This is a genomic window from Deltaproteobacteria bacterium (genome assembly GCA_016874775.1).
Taxonomy (GTDB): domain Bacteria; phylum Desulfobacterota; class Binatia; order Bin18; family Bin18; genus VGTJ01.
The window spans coordinates 1-17110 of the sequence record VGTJ01000142.1 but is presented as its reverse complement, the minus strand read 5'-3'; the positions used below and the strand labels follow the sequence as shown (position 1 = coordinate 17110).

Annotated in this window: 14 protein-coding genes; 6 read left to right on the top strand and 8 right to left on the bottom strand. The window is 53.0% G+C overall.

What is annotated here, in order from left to right; all coding sequences use genetic code 11:
- Window positions 1-174 precede the first annotated feature (174 nt).
- From FJ147_20875 to FJ147_20865, 3 genes are all read right to left on the bottom strand, one after another.
- Window positions 175-2238, bottom strand: a complete 2064-nt coding sequence (locus FJ147_20875) for a hydantoinase/oxoprolinase family protein (protein MBM4258337.1) — start codon at window positions 2236-2238, stop codon at window positions 175-177.
- 202 nt (window positions 2239-2440) lie between these two features.
- Window positions 2441-4183 carry a hydantoinase B/oxoprolinase family protein gene (locus FJ147_20870; GenBank protein ID MBM4258336.1) on the bottom strand — a complete coding sequence of 581 codons (1743 nt, stop codon included), beginning with the start codon at window positions 4181-4183 and terminating at the stop codon, window positions 2441-2443.
- Between the two features lie 145 nt (window positions 4184-4328).
- Window positions 4329-5594, bottom strand: coding sequence for a DUF1329 domain-containing protein (locus tag FJ147_20865; protein ID MBM4258335.1), 1266 nt, complete (start codon window positions 5592-5594; stop codon window positions 4329-4331).
- Between the two features lie 176 nt (window positions 5595-5770).
- Between FJ147_20865 and FJ147_20860 the strand changes: the two genes are divergently transcribed.
- Window positions 5771-7507: an amidohydrolase family protein gene (locus tag FJ147_20860; protein MBM4258334.1), complete on the top strand. Its 1737-nt coding sequence runs from the start codon at window positions 5771-5773 to the stop codon at window positions 7505-7507.
- Window positions 7508-7612: 105 nt separating this feature from the next.
- On the opposite strand, the gene FJ147_20855 is transcribed toward FJ147_20860, so the two are convergent.
- Complete coding sequence (locus FJ147_20855; protein MBM4258333.1) at window positions 7613-8740, bottom strand: LLM class flavin-dependent oxidoreductase; 1128 nt, start codon at window positions 8738-8740, stop codon at window positions 7613-7615.
- 499 nt (window positions 8741-9239) lie between these two features.
- On the opposite strand from FJ147_20855, the gene FJ147_20850 reads away from it, so the two are divergent.
- The 4 genes from FJ147_20850 (at window position 9240) to FJ147_20835 (ending at window position 13626) form a co-directional block, all read left to right on the top strand.
- Window positions 9240-10124, top strand: coding sequence for a hypothetical protein (locus tag FJ147_20850; GenBank protein ID MBM4258332.1), 885 nt, complete (start codon window positions 9240-9242; stop codon window positions 10122-10124).
- Between the two features lie 29 nt (window positions 10125-10153).
- Window positions 10154-11386, top strand: a complete 1233-nt coding sequence (locus tag FJ147_20845; protein ID MBM4258331.1) for an LLM class flavin-dependent oxidoreductase — start codon at window positions 10154-10156, stop codon at window positions 11384-11386.
- A 164-nt stretch (window positions 11387-11550) separates the two neighbouring features.
- The gene (locus tag FJ147_20840; protein MBM4258330.1) at window positions 11551-12273 is read left to right on the top strand and encodes a glutathione S-transferase family protein; all 723 of its coding nucleotides are present in this window, start codon (window positions 11551-11553) and stop codon (window positions 12271-12273) included.
- A gap of 204 nt (window positions 12274-12477) precedes the next feature.
- Window positions 12478-13626, top strand: a complete 1149-nt coding sequence (locus tag FJ147_20835) for an LLM class flavin-dependent oxidoreductase (protein ID MBM4258329.1) — start codon at window positions 12478-12480, stop codon at window positions 13624-13626.
- A gap of 53 nt (window positions 13627-13679) precedes the next feature.
- Here FJ147_20835 and FJ147_20830 read toward each other — a convergent pair whose 3' ends face one another.
- From FJ147_20830 to FJ147_20815, 4 genes are read right to left on the bottom strand one after another with little or no spacing between them, the layout of a single operon-like run.
- Window positions 13680-14150, bottom strand: a complete 471-nt coding sequence (locus tag FJ147_20830) for a cupin domain-containing protein (GenBank protein MBM4258328.1) — start codon at window positions 14148-14150, stop codon at window positions 13680-13682.
- 11 nt (window positions 14151-14161) lie between these two features.
- Window positions 14162-14512, bottom strand: coding sequence for a hypothetical protein (locus FJ147_20825; protein ID MBM4258327.1), 351 nt, complete (start codon window positions 14510-14512; stop codon window positions 14162-14164).
- Window positions 14513-14530: 18 nt separating this feature from the next.
- The gene (locus FJ147_20820) at window positions 14531-14869 is read right to left on the bottom strand and encodes a DUF433 domain-containing protein (GenBank protein MBM4258326.1); all 339 of its coding nucleotides are present in this window, start codon (window positions 14867-14869) and stop codon (window positions 14531-14533) included.
- Between the two features lie 57 nt (window positions 14870-14926).
- Window positions 14927-15853: a helix-turn-helix domain-containing protein gene (locus FJ147_20815; protein MBM4258325.1), complete on the bottom strand. Its 927-nt coding sequence runs from the start codon at window positions 15851-15853 to the stop codon at window positions 14927-14929.
- Between the two features lie 139 nt (window positions 15854-15992).
- Between FJ147_20815 and FJ147_20810 the strand changes: the two genes are divergently transcribed.
- Window positions 15993-16859: a tungsten ABC transporter substrate-binding protein gene (locus FJ147_20810; GenBank protein MBM4258324.1), complete on the top strand. Its 867-nt coding sequence runs from the start codon at window positions 15993-15995 to the stop codon at window positions 16857-16859.
- Window positions 16860-17110 lie beyond the last annotated feature (251 nt).

Here is a 17110-nt window from a genome sequence, read left to right as displayed (position 1 = left end):
ACTCAGAAATGGGCTCCTGCAGCACCATTGGCAACGCCGGTCTTAGCTTGTCGGGGCCGTGCCGCCAAGCATAGCACTGTCTCGTTTCTGCCTCCACGCTCCGCGCCGCGCGCTGTGGAGGACTCAGAATGACACAGCCGAGGTATTGTAGTTATTCTGATAGACATTTGGTGCCTACACTTTCGCTAACACCAAACTGCCGTAACTGTCACGACTGATATTCCATCCCGGAGGGACGACCACGGTCGTGTCAGGTTCCTCAACGATGAGTGGGCCTGCTTGGGTTCCATTAATATCAGCGCGGCGGCAAACGGTGGTCTCGAGGAGGCCATGTTGTGCACCGAAGAACACTTTGCGCGGCTCACTGCGTGATGCTGAAGAGGCCGAGGGGAGGCTCTTTGCTGCTAAGTCCGCGAAACGCAGATTGCTCACCGTAGCCAAAGCCCGTAGTCGGACACTGACGACTTCAATCGCATCATCAGTGTTGTAACCGAAGGCTTGCTCATGTGCTGCACGAAACCGCGTTGCCAGGCTATTCAATAAGTTGTCCGCACGCTCATTGGCAGGGAACGGTATAGTCAATTCTTGCAGTTGATAGCCGTATTTGAGATCGATATAGGGCTCGAACCGTACCTGCTCGCGGGTGATGCTCTCTCGACGCATCGCTTCCAGTGCCCCCTGTTGCATATCTTCATAAAGAGCCGCAATTTTGCCGGGCTCAATCGCTGAGAGTGGTGTGACAACACTGCGGATGTAGTCGTGGCGATAATCTGCCAGCAATAACCCCAATGCACTGAACAGGCCAGGAAAGACCGGTACCAGCACTTTGGTGATTTCTATCTCCTCCGCGAGTGCCGCGGCATGGATAGGACCAGCACCACCGAAAGAGACCAAGGTGTAATCACGCGGATCACGTCCGCGTTCAGTTGATACCGCACGCAGGGCACGCATCATTGTGGCGTTGGCGATTTGGGTGATGCCATACGCAGCCGCATACGTCTCTAATCGAAGTGGTTCAGCAACTTGCTGAGTGATCGCTTGCCAGGCAGCATTACGGTCAATGTGCATGGTCGAACCGGCAATCGTCCGCGGATTCATGTAGCCAAGCACGACGTTAGCATCTGTCACTGTTGGTTTTGTTCCGCCACGAGAATAACAGACTGGCCCAGGATCGGCTCCCGCGCTCTGCGGTCCGACCCGCAAAGCACCGCCACCATCGATCCACGCCGTACTGCCGCCACCCGCACCAACCTCAACAATATCGAGTGATGGCACTCGCAACGCGTGCCCACCTTTGTAGAACTGATGGGTAGAAACGTTGCCGCCACTACCAATCTCGCCAGCCACTTTCTCTGACGGGAGTCCGTTTTCTATCAGACAGGCTTTTGCCGTCGTTCCGCCCATATCGAATGAGAGGACCTTGTCGAAACCGACTTCCTTAGCCAGCCGTGCTGCGGCAAGCACCCCAGCCGCGGGGCCGGACTCGATCATGAATGCCGGTTTCTGCCGCGCCAACTCAGACGACATAATGCCGCCGTTCGATTGCATGACTAACAGTCGGTCACTATAGGATGAGAGTTGGTGTTCAAGGCGATTGAGATAGCGATCGACGACAGGGATCAGGGAAGCGTTAATGACCGTAGTGCTGGCGCGTTCATACTCACGGATTTGTGGATAAATATCCGATGACAAGCACACAACCGTTTTGGCACCTAACTCAGTTTGGATCAGCTTTGCGACTTCCTGCTCATGAACAGGATTGAGATAGGAGTTGATCAAGCAGACGGCGATTGCTTCGACTTTGTGGGCTGCCAAAGCACGGATCACTTGTCGTGCTTCGTCGACGTGCAATGGCCGCTCGACAGTTCCATCACCAAGCACACGTTCGTTTAACTCTAACCGCAACCGACGAGCGACCAGTGGTGGCGTTCTGACCCACTGCGGGTCCTGAGTATTCGGTCGCCGCTCTCCACGCATTTCCAGATCATCGCGAAATCCACGGGTAGTGATGTATCCAGTTGGTGCAGTCGTCCCTTCGATGACCGCGTTGGAGGCAATGGTCGTGCCATGAACAAAATTGTCGACACGTCCTGTCGCACCCGACTGTCGTACCAGCGCGACAATGTCTTCTCCCACACGCTCTAGGAGCGAGAGCACTTTCGTGGTCTCGATTTTTCCATCGTCTCTCAGGACGAGGACATCTGTAAAAGTACCGCCGATATCAAAGCCGACGCGCATTGGGCCTCCTCTTACTCACGAGTCATACTCGCAGCTAAGCCGGGCATCGAAGGATCGACGCCCCGAGTTGTCACCCTGAACGAAGTGAAGGGTCTCTCAGAGAGATTCTTCGCTTCGCTCAGCATGACAGAGCTGGGCTGCCTCATCGTAAAGTACACGCATGTCGTGCACTCCGATCTGAGACAGAAAACTTGACGCTTCTTCAATCCGCCGCCGTCGCCGGGGAACTTTGCTTGCTACGTCGCAACGCCAGCGTGGCGTCGTGGTCGAGCGTCAGCCGTTCGGGATCGATGGCGACGCCGTAGACGGTTCGTGCACGCTCGACAGTGATCTTCCCCTCGACAACATCCAACAAGACCATCTCTGGATCACGCTCGTACGCGCTGCCGTACCCACCAGAACCATGCACTTTGTGATAGACGCGATCACCTGGCTTCACGTGAAGATGCACGTGTGCCTGTGGAGGAAGTACGGTCTGTTGTTCGCCGGATCGGTGAATATTCACCGCATCGCCGCCTCGTCCACCGCCGTCGAGTCCCTCAGAGCCGCGCAAGCCGACGGTTCGTAGCAACACTTCGGCTGGTTGGCGAAAACGCCACTCGCGATACACGGACACTGATCCACGGTGCTGTCCTGCTCCCTCGGTATCAGGCACAAAACCAAATCCTTCAATGATCACCGGGTATTCCCGCTCTAACAACTCTGCTGGCATCGATCCGTAGCCACCACCCATCACTAGAGGTGAAGCGCCATCGACGCCATCAACCTGGGGTCGACCACCCCAGCCGCCAAAGAACACATCCATGAACGACTGATAGCGCTCTCCATTCTGGCTGGTGAAGTGAAGCATATCTGCGCCTTCACCGACTCCGCCCAGTCTGCCAGGGAGCGCTTTGGCAATAGCGCGATAGACCATGTTACTCAGTGTCATCATGAGTGAGGCACGGCCACCGACTGCAGCCGGGTAGCGTGGATTGAGCAGCGTCCCCGGTGGCACGACTACGTCAATGGCACGAGCAAAGCCGATATTGGTGATGGCGTCACTCGGGAGAATCGATTTGAAAGGGGCACGAGTGACGGCTTTAGTCGAGACGAACGGAGCGTTGATCGACGCATTGACCTGCGGCGGTGCGTCTGACAAATCGATAGTGGCATGGTCCCCGTCGATACGGATAGTAACCTTGAGCGGAACCGGACCACCCGTGACTTCATTCTCGTCCTCAAATACAGTCTCTTCGCGATACACGCCTGAAGGGATTTGCCGAATCGCTTCACGGGTCACACGCTCGGAGTAGTCGACCAGGTAGTTACACGTCGCGTCAAACTTCTCCATGCCATACTTATCTAGTACCTTGGTAAATTGCTCTTGACCTTTCCAACAACTCGCGACCTTGGCATCAACATCCCCAACCCATTCTTCGGGAGTACGAACGTTCGCAACGATCTGTTCCAGTAACACGTCGTTACGTTTACCGGCGTCATAGAGTTTCAACATCGGAATGCGGACCCCTTCTTCAAAGCTGGACTGACACAAGCTCGAAATGCCACCAGCAAAGCGTCCACCGACATCGGTGTGGTGAGAGTACGAAATGAGGAATCCGACCAAGTTGTCTTTCCAGAATGCTGGGGCAATCAAGGTGATGTCAGGCATGTGTGACACGCCAAAATATGGATCGTTGCCGATGATGATATCTCCGGGATTGAGAGACTTACCATGCTTGGCCAACACAGCCGCCATGGTGTCGATGAAGACGCACATTTGATAAGGAGAGCCACCTTCTCCAACGAGGCGACCGTGACGGTCACACACTGCGGTGGCAAAGTCGCCAACTTTACACATGCCCGAGCGTCCAGTGCGATAGACCGTGAGGGTCATCTCCTCCGTGATGGCGGCGATTTGGTTGCGAATGACTTCGACGAGAATGGGATCGAATGGTCGGTCCATAGAGCCTCCGTGTTTATAGGAACATTAGTAGGGGTACCCCAATGTGGGTGCCTTTTCTTGGGCGGCCATCCTTCGACAGGCTTAGGACAGGCTTCGGGCCGCCCCTACAAGTGCATATAACGTGCATGAGACTGTACCACTGCCGTTATTTCCCGTGGAGCATTAAAGCCATGACAGTGAACCAGCGCGTTTCATTGAGATCAGCGTTGTAGACGACTTTGTGCGTTTGAAAGAGCGATGCTCGATCGCGCTCGTAATCCATAGATAACTGTGCGGCGAGCTGCGGGAGCCACACCGGATTATTCCACGGGTTAAACTCGGGGTGAAAATACACTTGCAGAAACGTGCGACGGTGTTTGTCTTCGTGATCGTACGCGAACGTATACAAGTTCGTGTAGGTTTGCGTATCAAGATACAGTAGGCGGCGACCATAAAGTGGGTGCGATGATGGTGACTTTGCTTCGACCACGATGGCTTTACGCAGTTCCCATGAATCTACCGGATACCAACCGCCTCTCCCACCGAGTGTTGGGGCGGTGTTCTTGATGGGGCTAGGTGCAAGGACGACTTTCTCACCAAGATACTTCCAATCATAAACATGCACATAGCCATTGAACCCGGAGGTGTCTTCTGACAAGAGCTGCCCATTGCCTGGTGCTTCGTACGGATTGTACACCACTTTGCGCGTGCGTCGGGTGCGAGGGTCATAGACCCACTGGTCATCTAACCGTGTGTCGTCTTCGTGCGTGACACTCACAATTTGTCTCCCTTCGGCGTCAGATGGAGCAACAATGCGCATGTAGCGTTTTCCGTAGGTGCCGCTACGATTCCACGCCTCACGGCGGTCCTGGGCATCGGGCTTATGGGGACGGAACATCATGACGATATAAAAAGCTTCCGACCGCTCCAACGTACCACTACCAGTGCGATGTTCGTTGGTTGGCCAGTATTGGACGCTATCGCCACGGTCACGGTAGCGATAATTCCACGCCGCTTTTTTCCCTGCGTTGGGGTCTTGCAGATCAAGCAGCGGAAACGGCAAACCACCCTCATAGTTTTGCAGCAGGTTGTCGCCTAAGGCGGTTTTGCCGATATTGTTGACCGTCGCCTCGACATACTCCGTGCGCAACGGAGTGTTCGTGGTATCCTGTACGGTAAAAGATAAATCCCCGGCGGCAACACGATCGAGAAGTTCTGGTGGCAGCACGTCTTTTGCTACGTGAGCATTGGATTTGTCGAGCGTCATGCCAGCCGTGATACCAGCGACTTTCGTCGGGCCGTCTCGATACGGAAACAGCAGGTCGCGAACTTTCGCCTGCTCGGCGGTATCTGCGGCTCTGGCATTTACCAGCGCTGCCAAGGTGGAAAATACAAGTAGTGAGGCACAAAAGATGGATCGACCTTGGGTCACTGTCCCCTCCTTATACTAGACATGTTGGTCGATCAGATGTCATGACCGACCTCGTTGCCCATAGCGAACCTGGAGCCATTGATCAAGGGAGTTTCCGGAAGCCCTGGTCCATTGCCACGAGAGGCATTGTAGCGCTAGGATACGGACCATGAGCGTAGATAAAAGTCCGCAAAGTAATGGGGAATAATAAAGGAGGGCTCATGCAATACGATCTTATTATTCGTAACGGGACAGTGATCGACGGGTCAGGGATGCCGCGTTTTCGCGCGGACGTGGGCATTACCCAAGGCAAGATCGCCAAGATCGGTAAAATTCGTGAATCAGCGAAAGAAGTGATTGACGCCGACGGCCATGTGGTGACGCCGGGTTTTGTTGACGGTCACACCCACATGGATGCGCAGGTGTTTTGGGATCCATTGGGCACCTGCTCCTGCTGGCATGGTATTACCAGCGTGGTGATGGGGAACTGTGGCTTCTCGCTGGCGCCATGTAGTGAAAAAGACAAACTGCTAGTGATGCGTAACCTCGAACGGGCGGAAGATATTTCCCCTGAAGCGATGGAAGCCGGCATCAAATGGAGCTGGACGACCTATCCAGAATACCTCGATGCAGTGGACCGCTTACCGAAAGGCATTAACTACTCGGCCTACATTGGACACTCAGCCCTGCGTACCTACGTTATGGGGCAGCGGGCATTTACCGATGCGGCGACACCTGACGACCTCGCAGCGATGAAGCGCGAGGTTGAGAACTCTATTCGCGCTGGAGCGATGGGTTTCACGACCTCGCGTACCCGTAACCATCAGACACCAGATGGACAGCCGGTGGCGAGTCGCTTGGCGACCTGGGATGAAGTACGGCAGTTAGTCGGTGTGATGGGAGATCTCGGCGCTGGGATCTTTGAAATCGCTGGAGAAGATACCGACATTAACCCAGAGCTACGAGAAGATTATCTTGGTCGCTTGAAAGCCCTGGCTGTAGACACTGGTGTACCTATCACCTTTGGTGTCTTTCATCGTCGCATGGCGCCAGACCTGTGGCGGCAATATCTGGCAACGATTGATGATACTGTTGCTTCCGGTGGTCGCATGTTTGCCCAGGTGCATAGCCGCTCGATCAACGTGGTGCTGTCATTCCAGAGCACGACGCCATTCGACAAACTACCGGTGTGGCGTGACATTCGCAAACTGCCATTGGCTGAACAAGAAGCCAAACTGCGTGATCCTGATGTCCGTCGGCAATTGATCGCAGCCGCGTATGAAACTCCACAGGACTCAAAAATGCGGGTGGGGACCGAGCCGCGCAAAGCCAATTTCAAATGGTTGTTCGTGATGGAAAAGGCGACGCCTCCGTTTCGCTCGCTGGCCGAGATTGCTGCCGAGCAGAACAAAGATCCAGTGGAACTGTTTATCGATTTGTCACTGGAAAAAGGGATGAAGCAGTTCTTCATTCAACCACTGGTCAATGAGAATGAAGAGTATGCGTTAGAAATGATGAAGCACCCGCGTGCGGTGGTAACCTTCTCTGACTCTGGCGCGCATGTGTCACAGATCATGGACTCGTCGTTGCAGACGCACTTGCTGAGCTATTGGGTGCGACAGAAACAAGCCCTGACTTTAGAAGAAGCAGTGCGTATGCTCAGCTTCGTTCCGGCGTCGCAGTGGGGATTGAGTGGTCGCGGGTTGTTACGCGAAGGCTGGAATGCTGACGTGATCGTATTCAATCCAGACACCGTGGCACCGATGATGCCAGAGTTGGTTTTTGATCTGCCTGCAGGCGCACGTCGTCTCAAACAGAAGGCGGCGGGTTTCTTGGCGACCGTGGTCAACGGCCAGGTCGTGTTGCGCAACAACGAACACACTGGTGCACTACCAGGGAAGTTACTGCGCGGACCGTTGGCGAGGGGAATGTAAAAGCAGAATCGGAGAGCCGGGAAATCGGAGAATCGGTGCAGAAAATGGGGGAGAGGTCGCCGGTTCTCCCTGTCTCCGATTCTCCGTTTCTTCTTTTTGTTTTGTTTATGCCTGCGCGTGCATCTCAGCGTACCGCGCTTGTTCCTTAGGCAGTTTGAACGCCGGATCATTCTGTAGCACCGGCAGCACCTTTTCAGCAAACAACTTGAAGCTGCGTTCTAATTTCGCATACGGCAGACCCCCGAAAGCAAATGTACCAATGGCGTGTTCGAGTGGCACGGTGTGATGAATGTAGCGGAATTTTTCTAAAACCTGCGCCGGAGTTCCAGCCGCGTGTAAGCTGCGATAAAACTCAATGGCTTTGACTTTCGCTTGCTCATCGACACTGAGCTTGGTGTAGGTCTTGGCGAGCTTGGCGTAGAATTCGTATCCTTTCACGCCAGATAAATGACCATCGGAAAATTTGTAATGTCGGTCGATGGAATCGAACATCGCTCCTAAATGCGTTGCTCCGAGATCCTCAGCTTCGTGCGCATCATCTGCCACAAGCACGTTAAAGAGTCCGATCGGTGGCCGTGGGGTATGCCCATTCGCTTGTGCAGCATCGCAATAGCGGCGATAATCAGTCGCTGTGTCTTCCCAACTGCGCTGGGCAACGATCAACACGCCGAAGCCCATCTTGGCCATGATTTCTGCTGACTCCGGACTGATCGTTGACGCATAGAAGCGCTTCTCAGGATGCGAGATCGCTCGTGGACGAATCTGAATCTCTGGGACCTTGTAGTATTTGCCATCGAACGAGAAACTTTCTTGCGTCAGTCCCTTACGAATAATCATTGCGCTTTCGACAAAGCGTTCACGCGCTTCTTCCATCGGAATACGGAATCCGGCGTATTCAATCGATGCCGCACCACGACCAAAACCGAAAATCGTCCGTCCTCCTGAGACGGTATCTAACAGGGCGATTTTCTCTGCCACCTCAACGGGGTCATGCCACGGCAGCACGATCACCGCAGTGCCAAGCTGGATGCGTTTCGTGCGACCAGCCACATACATGAGCAATGAGCAAGGGTCAGGTGACATCACATACCCAGTAAAGTGATGGTCGAGAGTCCAGACGGAATCGAAGTTCAGCCCTTCCGCCATATCTGCAATTGCCAGTTCATCCCGATAGGTTTCTGAGTCTGGTTTATTGTTAAAGCTGGTAAGTTGTAAGGTCATTCCTACTTTCATACGGCCCTCCTTTGCGTTGTGCGCGCGAGGCTCCTCCTTACTGTGATGCTGATGGTGGCGTCAAGAGGTTGCGAAACAGAGCCCTTATAGAAAACCTCCAGCAGGATGGAGGTCTCACCGCAACTCTCCTTCCTCATAAGGGTAGGTTTTTTATCCAAGCCTCAATTGGCGCGGATTTCCCCTCGTGAGGAGCCGCGTGTTCGTCATGCCCGCGCAGGCGGGCATCCAGGAGCTTCACCCCTGAACGATTGCCTATTCTCCCTGGATTCCCACATTCGCGGGAATGACGTCTCGTCTCTTCTCAGCGTAAAAGCCTACCCCTAAAAGACCTTCCCCCCTGACGGGGGGAAGGAACTCTGAAAGATAATGCCACACGCTACGACGGCTTTTTTTATAGTTTTGTCGCATCTTGTCTGAGCCCCTCGTGACATGGCACAGTAGGGGGCCAGATGCCCCGCTTAGACGAGGTGGCGCGTAGTAGCGCCCAAAGGAGGCTCGCATGTTCAAGATTGGTAAGTTGTTCCACCTGACGCATGTGGTGGACGATCTCGACGCAGTTGATAAGTGGTACGACGATGTGTTTTCGTGCAAGCGTTTCTACAAGGGTTACGAAAAGTTAGCAGGACGCGACGCGTCACTCCTCGTGATCGGTGAGGTCCTCATGGAACCGATGATGCCTGCCAAGCGGGAAAACTTGCGTAACCTCTCAGTCAAAAAATTCCACGACCGTTTTGGTCAGCATTTCCATTCCCTGGCGTGGTACGTCGATGATGTCGAGGCAATCTCCGCACGGCTCGATCAAGCGAACTTGCGGCAGTACAATATCGTCGGTACGCAGGTGAAACCACCGCATAAGATGGATGCGGTCTGGACGCATCCGCGCGAAACACCAGGCCAGTTGGAGTTTGCCCTGAATGGTGATTTTGCTAAAGATCCCCGTTTTGAACCGGACTGGTCAAATAAACCCTGGCGTGAACATCCACTAGGGATTGAGGGCGCCTCACACATTGGTGTAGTCGTCGGCGACTTGAACAAAGCAAAGCGACTGTATTGCGACATCCTAGATGGAACCCTGATACATGAGGAAGAGGTTCGGGGCCGCAAGCACAGCGCCTTCGTTGCCGTCGGTGAAGACACGGTGATTGAACTGATCCATCCTCAGTCGCTGACAAGCCCAGAAGGACGCGACTTGGAGCAAAATGGCGAGGGCTTTCACTCACTGATCTTCAAGACGCTTAATCTTGGCAAGGCGCGTGAGTTTCTGCAAAGTAAACAGATGAAGCCCGAAACCGAGGACGCTGATACAATCGTGCTCGGCCCAGAGCAGGCGTTCGGCATGGTCGTCGGTTTCACCCAACGCCGACTTCCGAACGATCCACGCTAGTATTCGACGAACAACCATAAGGAGACCCTATGAAAGCAATGTACTTTTTCCTGCCAACCCTCCCTGCAACCATCGAAGAGCGCCGCTCGCAGCGTCCAATTGCGATGCAGCCTGAACGTTGGCAGCGGATGATCGATGAAGTGGTTCAAGTCAGCCAGCTGGCTGAGGAGGTCGGTTTTGATGCCGTCTGTTTCCCTGAGCATCATCTACATAGTGAAGGGATTGAGATTGGCAGTTTGCCAGTGCTTACTCAGCACGTCATTCATAACACCAAACGTATCAAGGTCGGCCCCATTGGTTATGTGCTGCCGGGCTGGAATCCGCTGCGACTTGCATTGGAAATTGCCTGGCTTGATCAACTGACCAAAGGCCGAACATTCGTTGGTTTCGCCCGTGGCTATCAAACCCGCTGGCTCAATCAGATGGCGCAGCTCATTCATGTAGGTGCCACTGCCAGTGACAAAAGCGAAGGCGACCGGGTGAATCGCGAGGCATTTGAGGAAGTTTACCGCTTCTTGAAACTCGCGTGGGGTGATGAGCCGTTTCGTTTCAAAGGCAAGTATTACGAATATCCGTATCCCCAAGAAGGTACGCCGTGGGCTGCGCATGAGTGGACTCGCGAGTATGGATTCCCCGGTGAAGTCGATGATCAGGGGCGTATCCAAAAGATCAATGTCGTGCCGAAGCCGTATCAACGGCCCCATCCGCCATTGTTCCAAGCCTTCTCTATTAGTGAGGAAACCGTGCGTTGGTGTGCACGTGAAGGGATTACGCCGACGATCTTGATTTCGCAACCGCCGCAAGTGCGCAAGTTAGTCGAAGCGTATCACGAAGAAGCAACCAAAGCCGGACGTACCGTCAAGCTCGGCGAAAGCGTCGGCGTGTTGCGGGCGATGTATTTTGCTGAGAATAAAGAAAAGGCACGGGCGCTAGCAGAACAAGGTATTTGTGGTGTCGCGTTCCGCAAGTTCTTCTATCATTTTGGCTTCTTTGAAGCATGGCGTGAGCCTGCGGATGAAGCAAAGTGGCCGAGCGGAAAAATGATGTTGCCGCCAGAAGAGTGCAGCATTCAACGCATGGAACGTGCTGACTTCACCTACCTTGGGAGTGTTGACGATGTGCGCCGCAGCATGGATGCGATGGTGGAAAACGTGCACCCTGAGTGGCTCGTCTGGCAAGGTGACCAAGGCTTTCTGCCACTCGACGAAGTGAAGCGACAAGTGGAGACTTTCGGAAAACATGTGTTGCCGCGGTATAGATAAGGGAGTGTGAGAAAGAAGATTCATGCTTCGACACCCTCAGCATGAACGGAAAGTGTTACCGGTATTGAGAGCAAACCCGTTCACCCTGAGCCCTGAGCTTGTCGAAGGATCGAAGGGTGAACGGGAGGTTCCTTAAACGCCCGAAGTAAAAAAAAGGAGGTTGTATGATCGATCTACACTATTGGCCTACACCGAATGGGAAGAAAGTGACGATCTTATTAGAAGAGTGTGGGATGCCGTACAACGTGGTGCAATGCAACATTGGTCGCGGAGATCAGTTCACCGACGAATTCTTGAAGATTTGCCCGAATAATCGCATGCCTGCGCTGGTTGACCATAAACCCCTAGGAGGTGGTGCCCCGATCACCATCTTTGAGTCTGCCGCGATCATGATGTACATCGCCGAAAAAGCGGGCAAGTTTTATCCACAGGATGTCCGCAGTCGCTACGATGTCAATCAATGGGTGATATGGCAGATGGCCAACCAGGGACCAAAAAGCGGTGAATGTGGCCATTTTCGCCGTCTGGGAGAGAGCCAAGGTGACCAATCCTATGCCGTGCGACGGTTTACTGATGAAGTGAACCGCATCTTTGGGGTGCTTAACAATCAGTTATACAGGAATCGCTATCTCATTGGTGACACCTACACCATAGCTGATATGATTTGCTACCCCTGGGCAGTGCTATGGAAAGCACAGGGACAGGATATTGAGGAGTTCAAGTACACCAAGCGCTGGCTTGATGAACTGTCCGAACGTCCTGCGGTACAAAAAGGTATGGCCGTCGGCAACGAATGGCAAATGGACATGACTAAACTTCCTAAGGAAGAGCAGGAGCGCCTGCGCAAGTTGCTGTACAATCAGCGAGCAAGGCCAGTGCCGGCGTAAAGGGAGCTTCACCATTCTTCAACTCTCGACCCTCACCCTATCCCTCTCCCTGGCAGGGAGAGGGTAGTACAAGCGTAGCGAGTACGGGTGAGGGTGATGTTAGAGGAATAGCCAACTGAAAATCGGTTTAGATTTCTTAACTCCTCCCGCTGTGTTCATCACACTGCTGAGAAACACAACGAACAACACCAGAGGAACCTCGCCATGAAATTCGGAGTCTTCTTACCCAACGGCAGTAACGGTTACATCATGAGTAAAGCTATCCCTCCGTACTTGCCGACCTGGGAACTCAATAAAGCCGTTACTATTGAAGCTGAACGTCAAGGTCTTGATTTTGTCTTGTCAATGATGAAGTTTCGCGGCTTCGGTGGTGAGACCGGCTATTGGGACGCATGCATGGAGTCGTTCTCGCTGATGTCAGCTTTGGCGAGTGTCACAAATAGGATTGGTTTGATTCCCACTGTTACAATTCTTGCCCTGCATCCGGCCTATGTGGCGCGCATGATGTCGACGTTAGATGACATTAGTGATGGACGCGCGGCGTTGAACATTGTCTCGGGGTGGAACAAGCCTGAATACGAACAGATGGGATTGTGGCGCGGCGATGAGTATTACCTGCAACGTTATGAGTATGCGCTCGATTATGTGCAGATCCTTCGTGCCTTGTGGAAAGATGGACGAGTGACGCATCAGAGCCGCTTCTTCGATCTCGCTGATTGCAGCTGTCTGCCGACCCCAGCCCATGAGATTCCAATTGTATCAGCAGGCCAATCGAGCGCTGGGCGCAAGTTTGTTGCACAGATTGGTGGTTATAGCTTTGCGATGGCGGCGCCAGAACGAGTACGGGGCCTTGCTGCAGATTTGCACCAACAGGCGACACAATACAAAACGCGCGTTGGGACGTTTGCCCTGTTGCATTTGGTCGCTGACGAAACTGATGATCTTGCGTGGCAGAAGGCCAAGACGATTGCTGCGCAAGGCGATGTGGCAGCGATTCAGAACATGGTGAAGTCAGCAACACTCGACTCAGTGAAAGACGGTACGACTGAACAACTGCGTGAATCTGCATCGGCCGATGCAGGGTTGCTCGCTGGTGATATTGAAGTGGCGAACATGGCGTTTATGGGTTTCCCCGCGCTGGTTGGTTCCTACGAGGCTGTGGCGCGTAAGATTGATGCGATTGCCACTGACCCGAACATCGAAGGTTTACTGTTCAGCTGGCCAGAGTGGGTTTCGGGCATTCGCACTTTTGGTGAACGCATTATTCCATTGCTGGAATGTCGACGTGGATGGGACAGCGAAACGATGGGCGGGCTGCGGGGGACAGGAAAAACAGGGATAAAAGGAGGATAAAAGCAAGCAGCATATTTTTCTCATTTCCCCATTTCCCCTTTTACCCCAGCTTCTTAATTTGGCTTCTGGTGAAACGCATCTCTCCCTGTCACTTCCACCGGTTCTTCAACCACAGGAATATCAAGATTAATCACAACCGGCTCCTGGTCACTGCGCACTAACACGCACGACAGCGGTTGCTCTGGGCTGGCGTTAATCTCTTGATGTGGCACGTAGGGTGGGACATAAATGAAATCTCCAGGCCCAGCTTCGGCATAGAATTCCAATTTCTCGCCCCAGCGCATACGAGCTTTGCCACTGACGACATAAATCATACTCTCTAACTCGCCGTGATGATGTGCTCCGGTCTTCACATTCGGTTCAATTTTGACCGTGCCTGCCCATAGCTTCTTGGTACCAGCAGTTGCATGGGTAATCGCTGCCGCCCGCGTCATGCCTGGGGTTTGCGGGGTGTTAAGATCGAGTTGATCGCTATGGACAATACGAACGCCATGCTCGCGCCAGTTGGGTTTTGTTTCGCTCATTAGATAGCTCCTCACAAGGGTAAGTAAATTACCATATTCGTCCACTCACTTTGTTCGCTACAATCGAGGAGTGTGACGATTTCTTCAATGACTTGCCCAATAGCTAAGGAGTCAGGGACTGCAATGATACCAGGCATTGGCTCCCCTGCTTCAACTCGATTGTAGGCGTAACGGGGAATAGTTTTGAGATCATGGGTGACGAGAATGCGGTGATGTTCGGCGGCCCAAGCCAGTAAGGGAGGATCTTTTACCCCTTGCAAAGGCGTATTCTGAACAATCACGAAGTCGAGGTTTGGATAACGCAATCGAAGTCCGCGTAAAATACGCTGATCGAAATTCTCATCAATCAACAAACGCAGCATAGTGGGGAAAGGTATAGTTCAGTGTGACTGCTTCTGCGTCCTGCGCGCGCGAATTCGCTCACGAAAAGTGGAAACCTCTGGGCGACTTTCCACGTCTTGCCTGAGCGAGTGTGCTGCTTGCTCTTGCACTCTGAGGTATGCATCTATCTTCTCTCGTTGCTCCAAATAGTACGCAATTGCACCATAGACAGCCTGCAAGTTGACAGACGGGAAACTATCCTGAATTTGTTCTGCTGTTGCCCCTTGTTGGAAGGCATGAATGATAGAATCCAACGTGACGCGAGAACCATGTATGCGAATGGTTCCATCCGTTCCGTACTCCAAAGGGGCCGTGTATGTGAAATCTGTATGATCCATGAAGATCGATTATACACGCATAATGAGTAAGTCAACGAGACGAGCGTTTCTTGTTGTTTATGCCGGAAACACCACTGTCCCTGCCTCCCGCGTATCGTACCCACCCAGCGTGGTGGCTTTCTGTTGCAATTCGTCTGAAGTCAATACTTGTAAAAGTGCCTGGATGGGCTTGGTGAAATAGTGATCTTTGAGCACAACCAGGTCAAACCGCTCTTGCACAAGTGGTGAGAATATCAACCCTAACAACCGGGCGACAGCTTCGGTGGCAACTCCAACATCCGCATATCGACGCAGAATCTGGAGTCCGACTTCCCAATGGGTCCACACTTCGGTGTCGTAGCCCTTGAGGTGGTTCACTTTGAGTTTGTTGGTTTCGATGTGTTGATCAATCAGCCAACGTATGCCAGAGCCACGTTGGCGATTGACGAAGTGGACTTTGCGGCGACGAAAGTCAGCAAATGACGTGACCTGTGGTCCATCGGTGCGCGACAATAATCCTACCCGGCGATGCCATAAGGTGATAGCAACGACTGTTCCTTCGGCGAACTGCTGCGTCAGGAACGGTGTGTTATATTCTCCGGTTGTGTGATCACGAAGATGAGCGAGTGCAACGTGCGCTTTGCCGTTCTTTAACGCATCCAATCCACCGAAACTCCCGAGGTTGGTAGTGTAGACGAGATACTCAGGAAAGCGCAGACGAGTGAGTTCCAATAACGCACCAAAAAGAAGATCATCACTGCCGGCAGTCAGGAGGCCACGATCAAGACCAAAGCGTTCGGCGACTGCCATCGGGCGCGTGGTGCCGAGGTTTTTGGTTTGCGCACTGCGCTGTATCCACTTTTCAACGAGAGTTTGTGGGAACAGCCATTTCCCGGTGACGCGTGTACACGGAATTCTTCCCGTGCGGACCAGGCGATAGACCTGCTTTTCGTTGATTTGTAAGTACGCCGCGACCTCGCGAGTGTTGAGTAGTGTCTCTGGCATTTTTGTGCTCTGTGAGAAAAAATTAACAAAAAATAACGAATTCGTACTATAAAAAGGAAAATTATCTGACTTTCATTGACAGTTCTAGAGTCCCATGGTAGCGACTGTCCGCGCACTTGTAATGGTGCGTGGAGGGATTATGAAACGTCGGCTTGGAGGTCCTCTTGTTGTCCTCTTGTTGTTTGCTGCAACCTGTTCTTTTGCTCAGCCTGCGGCTCCTGCTCAACCGGAAGTGATTTTTGCGACGACCACGAGCGTACAAGATGCTGGGCTGCTGGATGTGATCGTCCCGATGTTCGAGAAAGACACCGGTTATCGCGTGAAAGCGATTGCGGTTGGGACAGGGCAAGCGCTGGCTATGGCTGGACGTGGTGAAGCTGATGTCATCCTGGCGCATGCACCGGATGCTGAGAAGAAGTATGTTTCTGAAGGTTCGCTCATCAATCGCCGCTTGCTGATGCACAACACGTTTCTTCTTGCTGGCCCAACAGCCGGTCCAGTGAAAGTAAAAGAAGTGAAAAAAGCAGTTGAGGCACTCAAGAAGATTGCTGAAACGAAGTCGACGTTTATCCCTCGTGGTGATGATTCCGGTACCCATAAACTGGAAATGAAGCTGTGGGGGATTGCTGGCGTCAAACCCGAGGGCGAGTGGTACCTCCAAGCTGGGCAAGGGATGGGCAAGACGCTAGCTATTGCTGGTGAGAAACAAGCCTATGTCATTACTGACCGGGCGACCTATCTCGCCTTTCAGAAGATCATCGGGTTGAGCATTTTGCTCGAAGGTGACCCGGCGTTCCTGAACATCTATCACGTGATGGAAGTAAATGCGGAGAAGTTTCCCAAGATTAACGCGGCTGGCGGGCAAGCTTTCGCTAATTTCTTACTCTCGGCCAAAGTCCAAGAAGTGCTCAAAACCTTTGGTAAGGAGAAATTTGGTGAAGCACTATTCTATTCGGATGTTGGGAATACGGAAGAAGCGCTTCTCTCAGTGAAAAATGCAGAGTGAAGACCGGAATGGAGCGTCTGAAACGTAGGGCATGAAATGGGGAACACAGTGTGATTTGCATTGAGCGTGACAGATGTTGCGTGATGAAGGAAGAGGTACTAAGGCGGTGGCAGGAAACAACTTACCGCAATAGTGATTGACCGGAGTGGAGAGCCTCTGCACAAGAGCAGGGATGAGAGACGAGACCATTGTGTGCTGGCTTCGGTCTAAGTATCGAAGTCTGGTCGAAGAGCTGGATGAACGCGGGCGAC

What these genes read in the sequence shown, in the direction of transcription:
- FJ147_20815 (MBM4258325.1), bottom strand. Translation starts at nt 15,853, where the DNA reads ATGCCAGAGACACTACTCAACACTCGCGAGGTCGCGGCGTACTTACAA.
- FJ147_20825 (MBM4258327.1), bottom strand. Translation starts at nt 14,512, where the DNA reads ATGCTGCGTTTGTTGATTGATGAGAATTTCGATCAGCGTATTTTACGC.
- FJ147_20860 (MBM4258334.1), top strand. Translation starts at nt 5,771, where the DNA reads ATGGGGAATAATAAAGGAGGGCTCATGCAATACGATCTTATTATTCGT.
- FJ147_20830 (MBM4258328.1), bottom strand. Translation starts at nt 14,150, where the DNA reads ATGAGCGAAACAAAACCCAACTGGCGCGAGCATGGCGTTCGTATTGTC.
- FJ147_20850 (MBM4258332.1), top strand. Translation starts at nt 9,240, where the DNA reads ATGTTCAAGATTGGTAAGTTGTTCCACCTGACGCATGTGGTGGACGAT.
- FJ147_20840 (MBM4258330.1), top strand. Translation starts at nt 11,551, where the DNA reads ATGATCGATCTACACTATTGGCCTACACCGAATGGGAAGAAAGTGACG.
- FJ147_20855 (MBM4258333.1), bottom strand. Translation starts at nt 8,740, where the DNA reads ATGAAAGTAGGAATGACCTTACAACTTACCAGCTTTAACAATAAACCA.
- FJ147_20835 (MBM4258329.1), top strand. Translation starts at nt 12,478, where the DNA reads ATGAAATTCGGAGTCTTCTTACCCAACGGCAGTAACGGTTACATCATG.
- FJ147_20810 (MBM4258324.1), top strand. Translation starts at nt 15,993, where the DNA reads ATGAAACGTCGGCTTGGAGGTCCTCTTGTTGTCCTCTTGTTGTTTGCT.
- FJ147_20845 (MBM4258331.1), top strand. Translation starts at nt 10,154, where the DNA reads ATGAAAGCAATGTACTTTTTCCTGCCAACCCTCCCTGCAACCATCGAA.
- FJ147_20875 (MBM4258337.1), bottom strand. Translation starts at nt 2,238, where the DNA reads ATGCGCGTCGGCTTTGATATCGGCGGTACTTTTACAGATGTCCTCGTC.
- FJ147_20870 (MBM4258336.1), bottom strand. Translation starts at nt 4,183, where the DNA reads ATGGACCGACCATTCGATCCCATTCTCGTCGAAGTCATTCGCAACCAA.
- FJ147_20820 (MBM4258326.1), bottom strand. Translation starts at nt 14,869, where the DNA reads ATGGATCATACAGATTTCACATACACGGCCCCTTTGGAGTACGGAACG.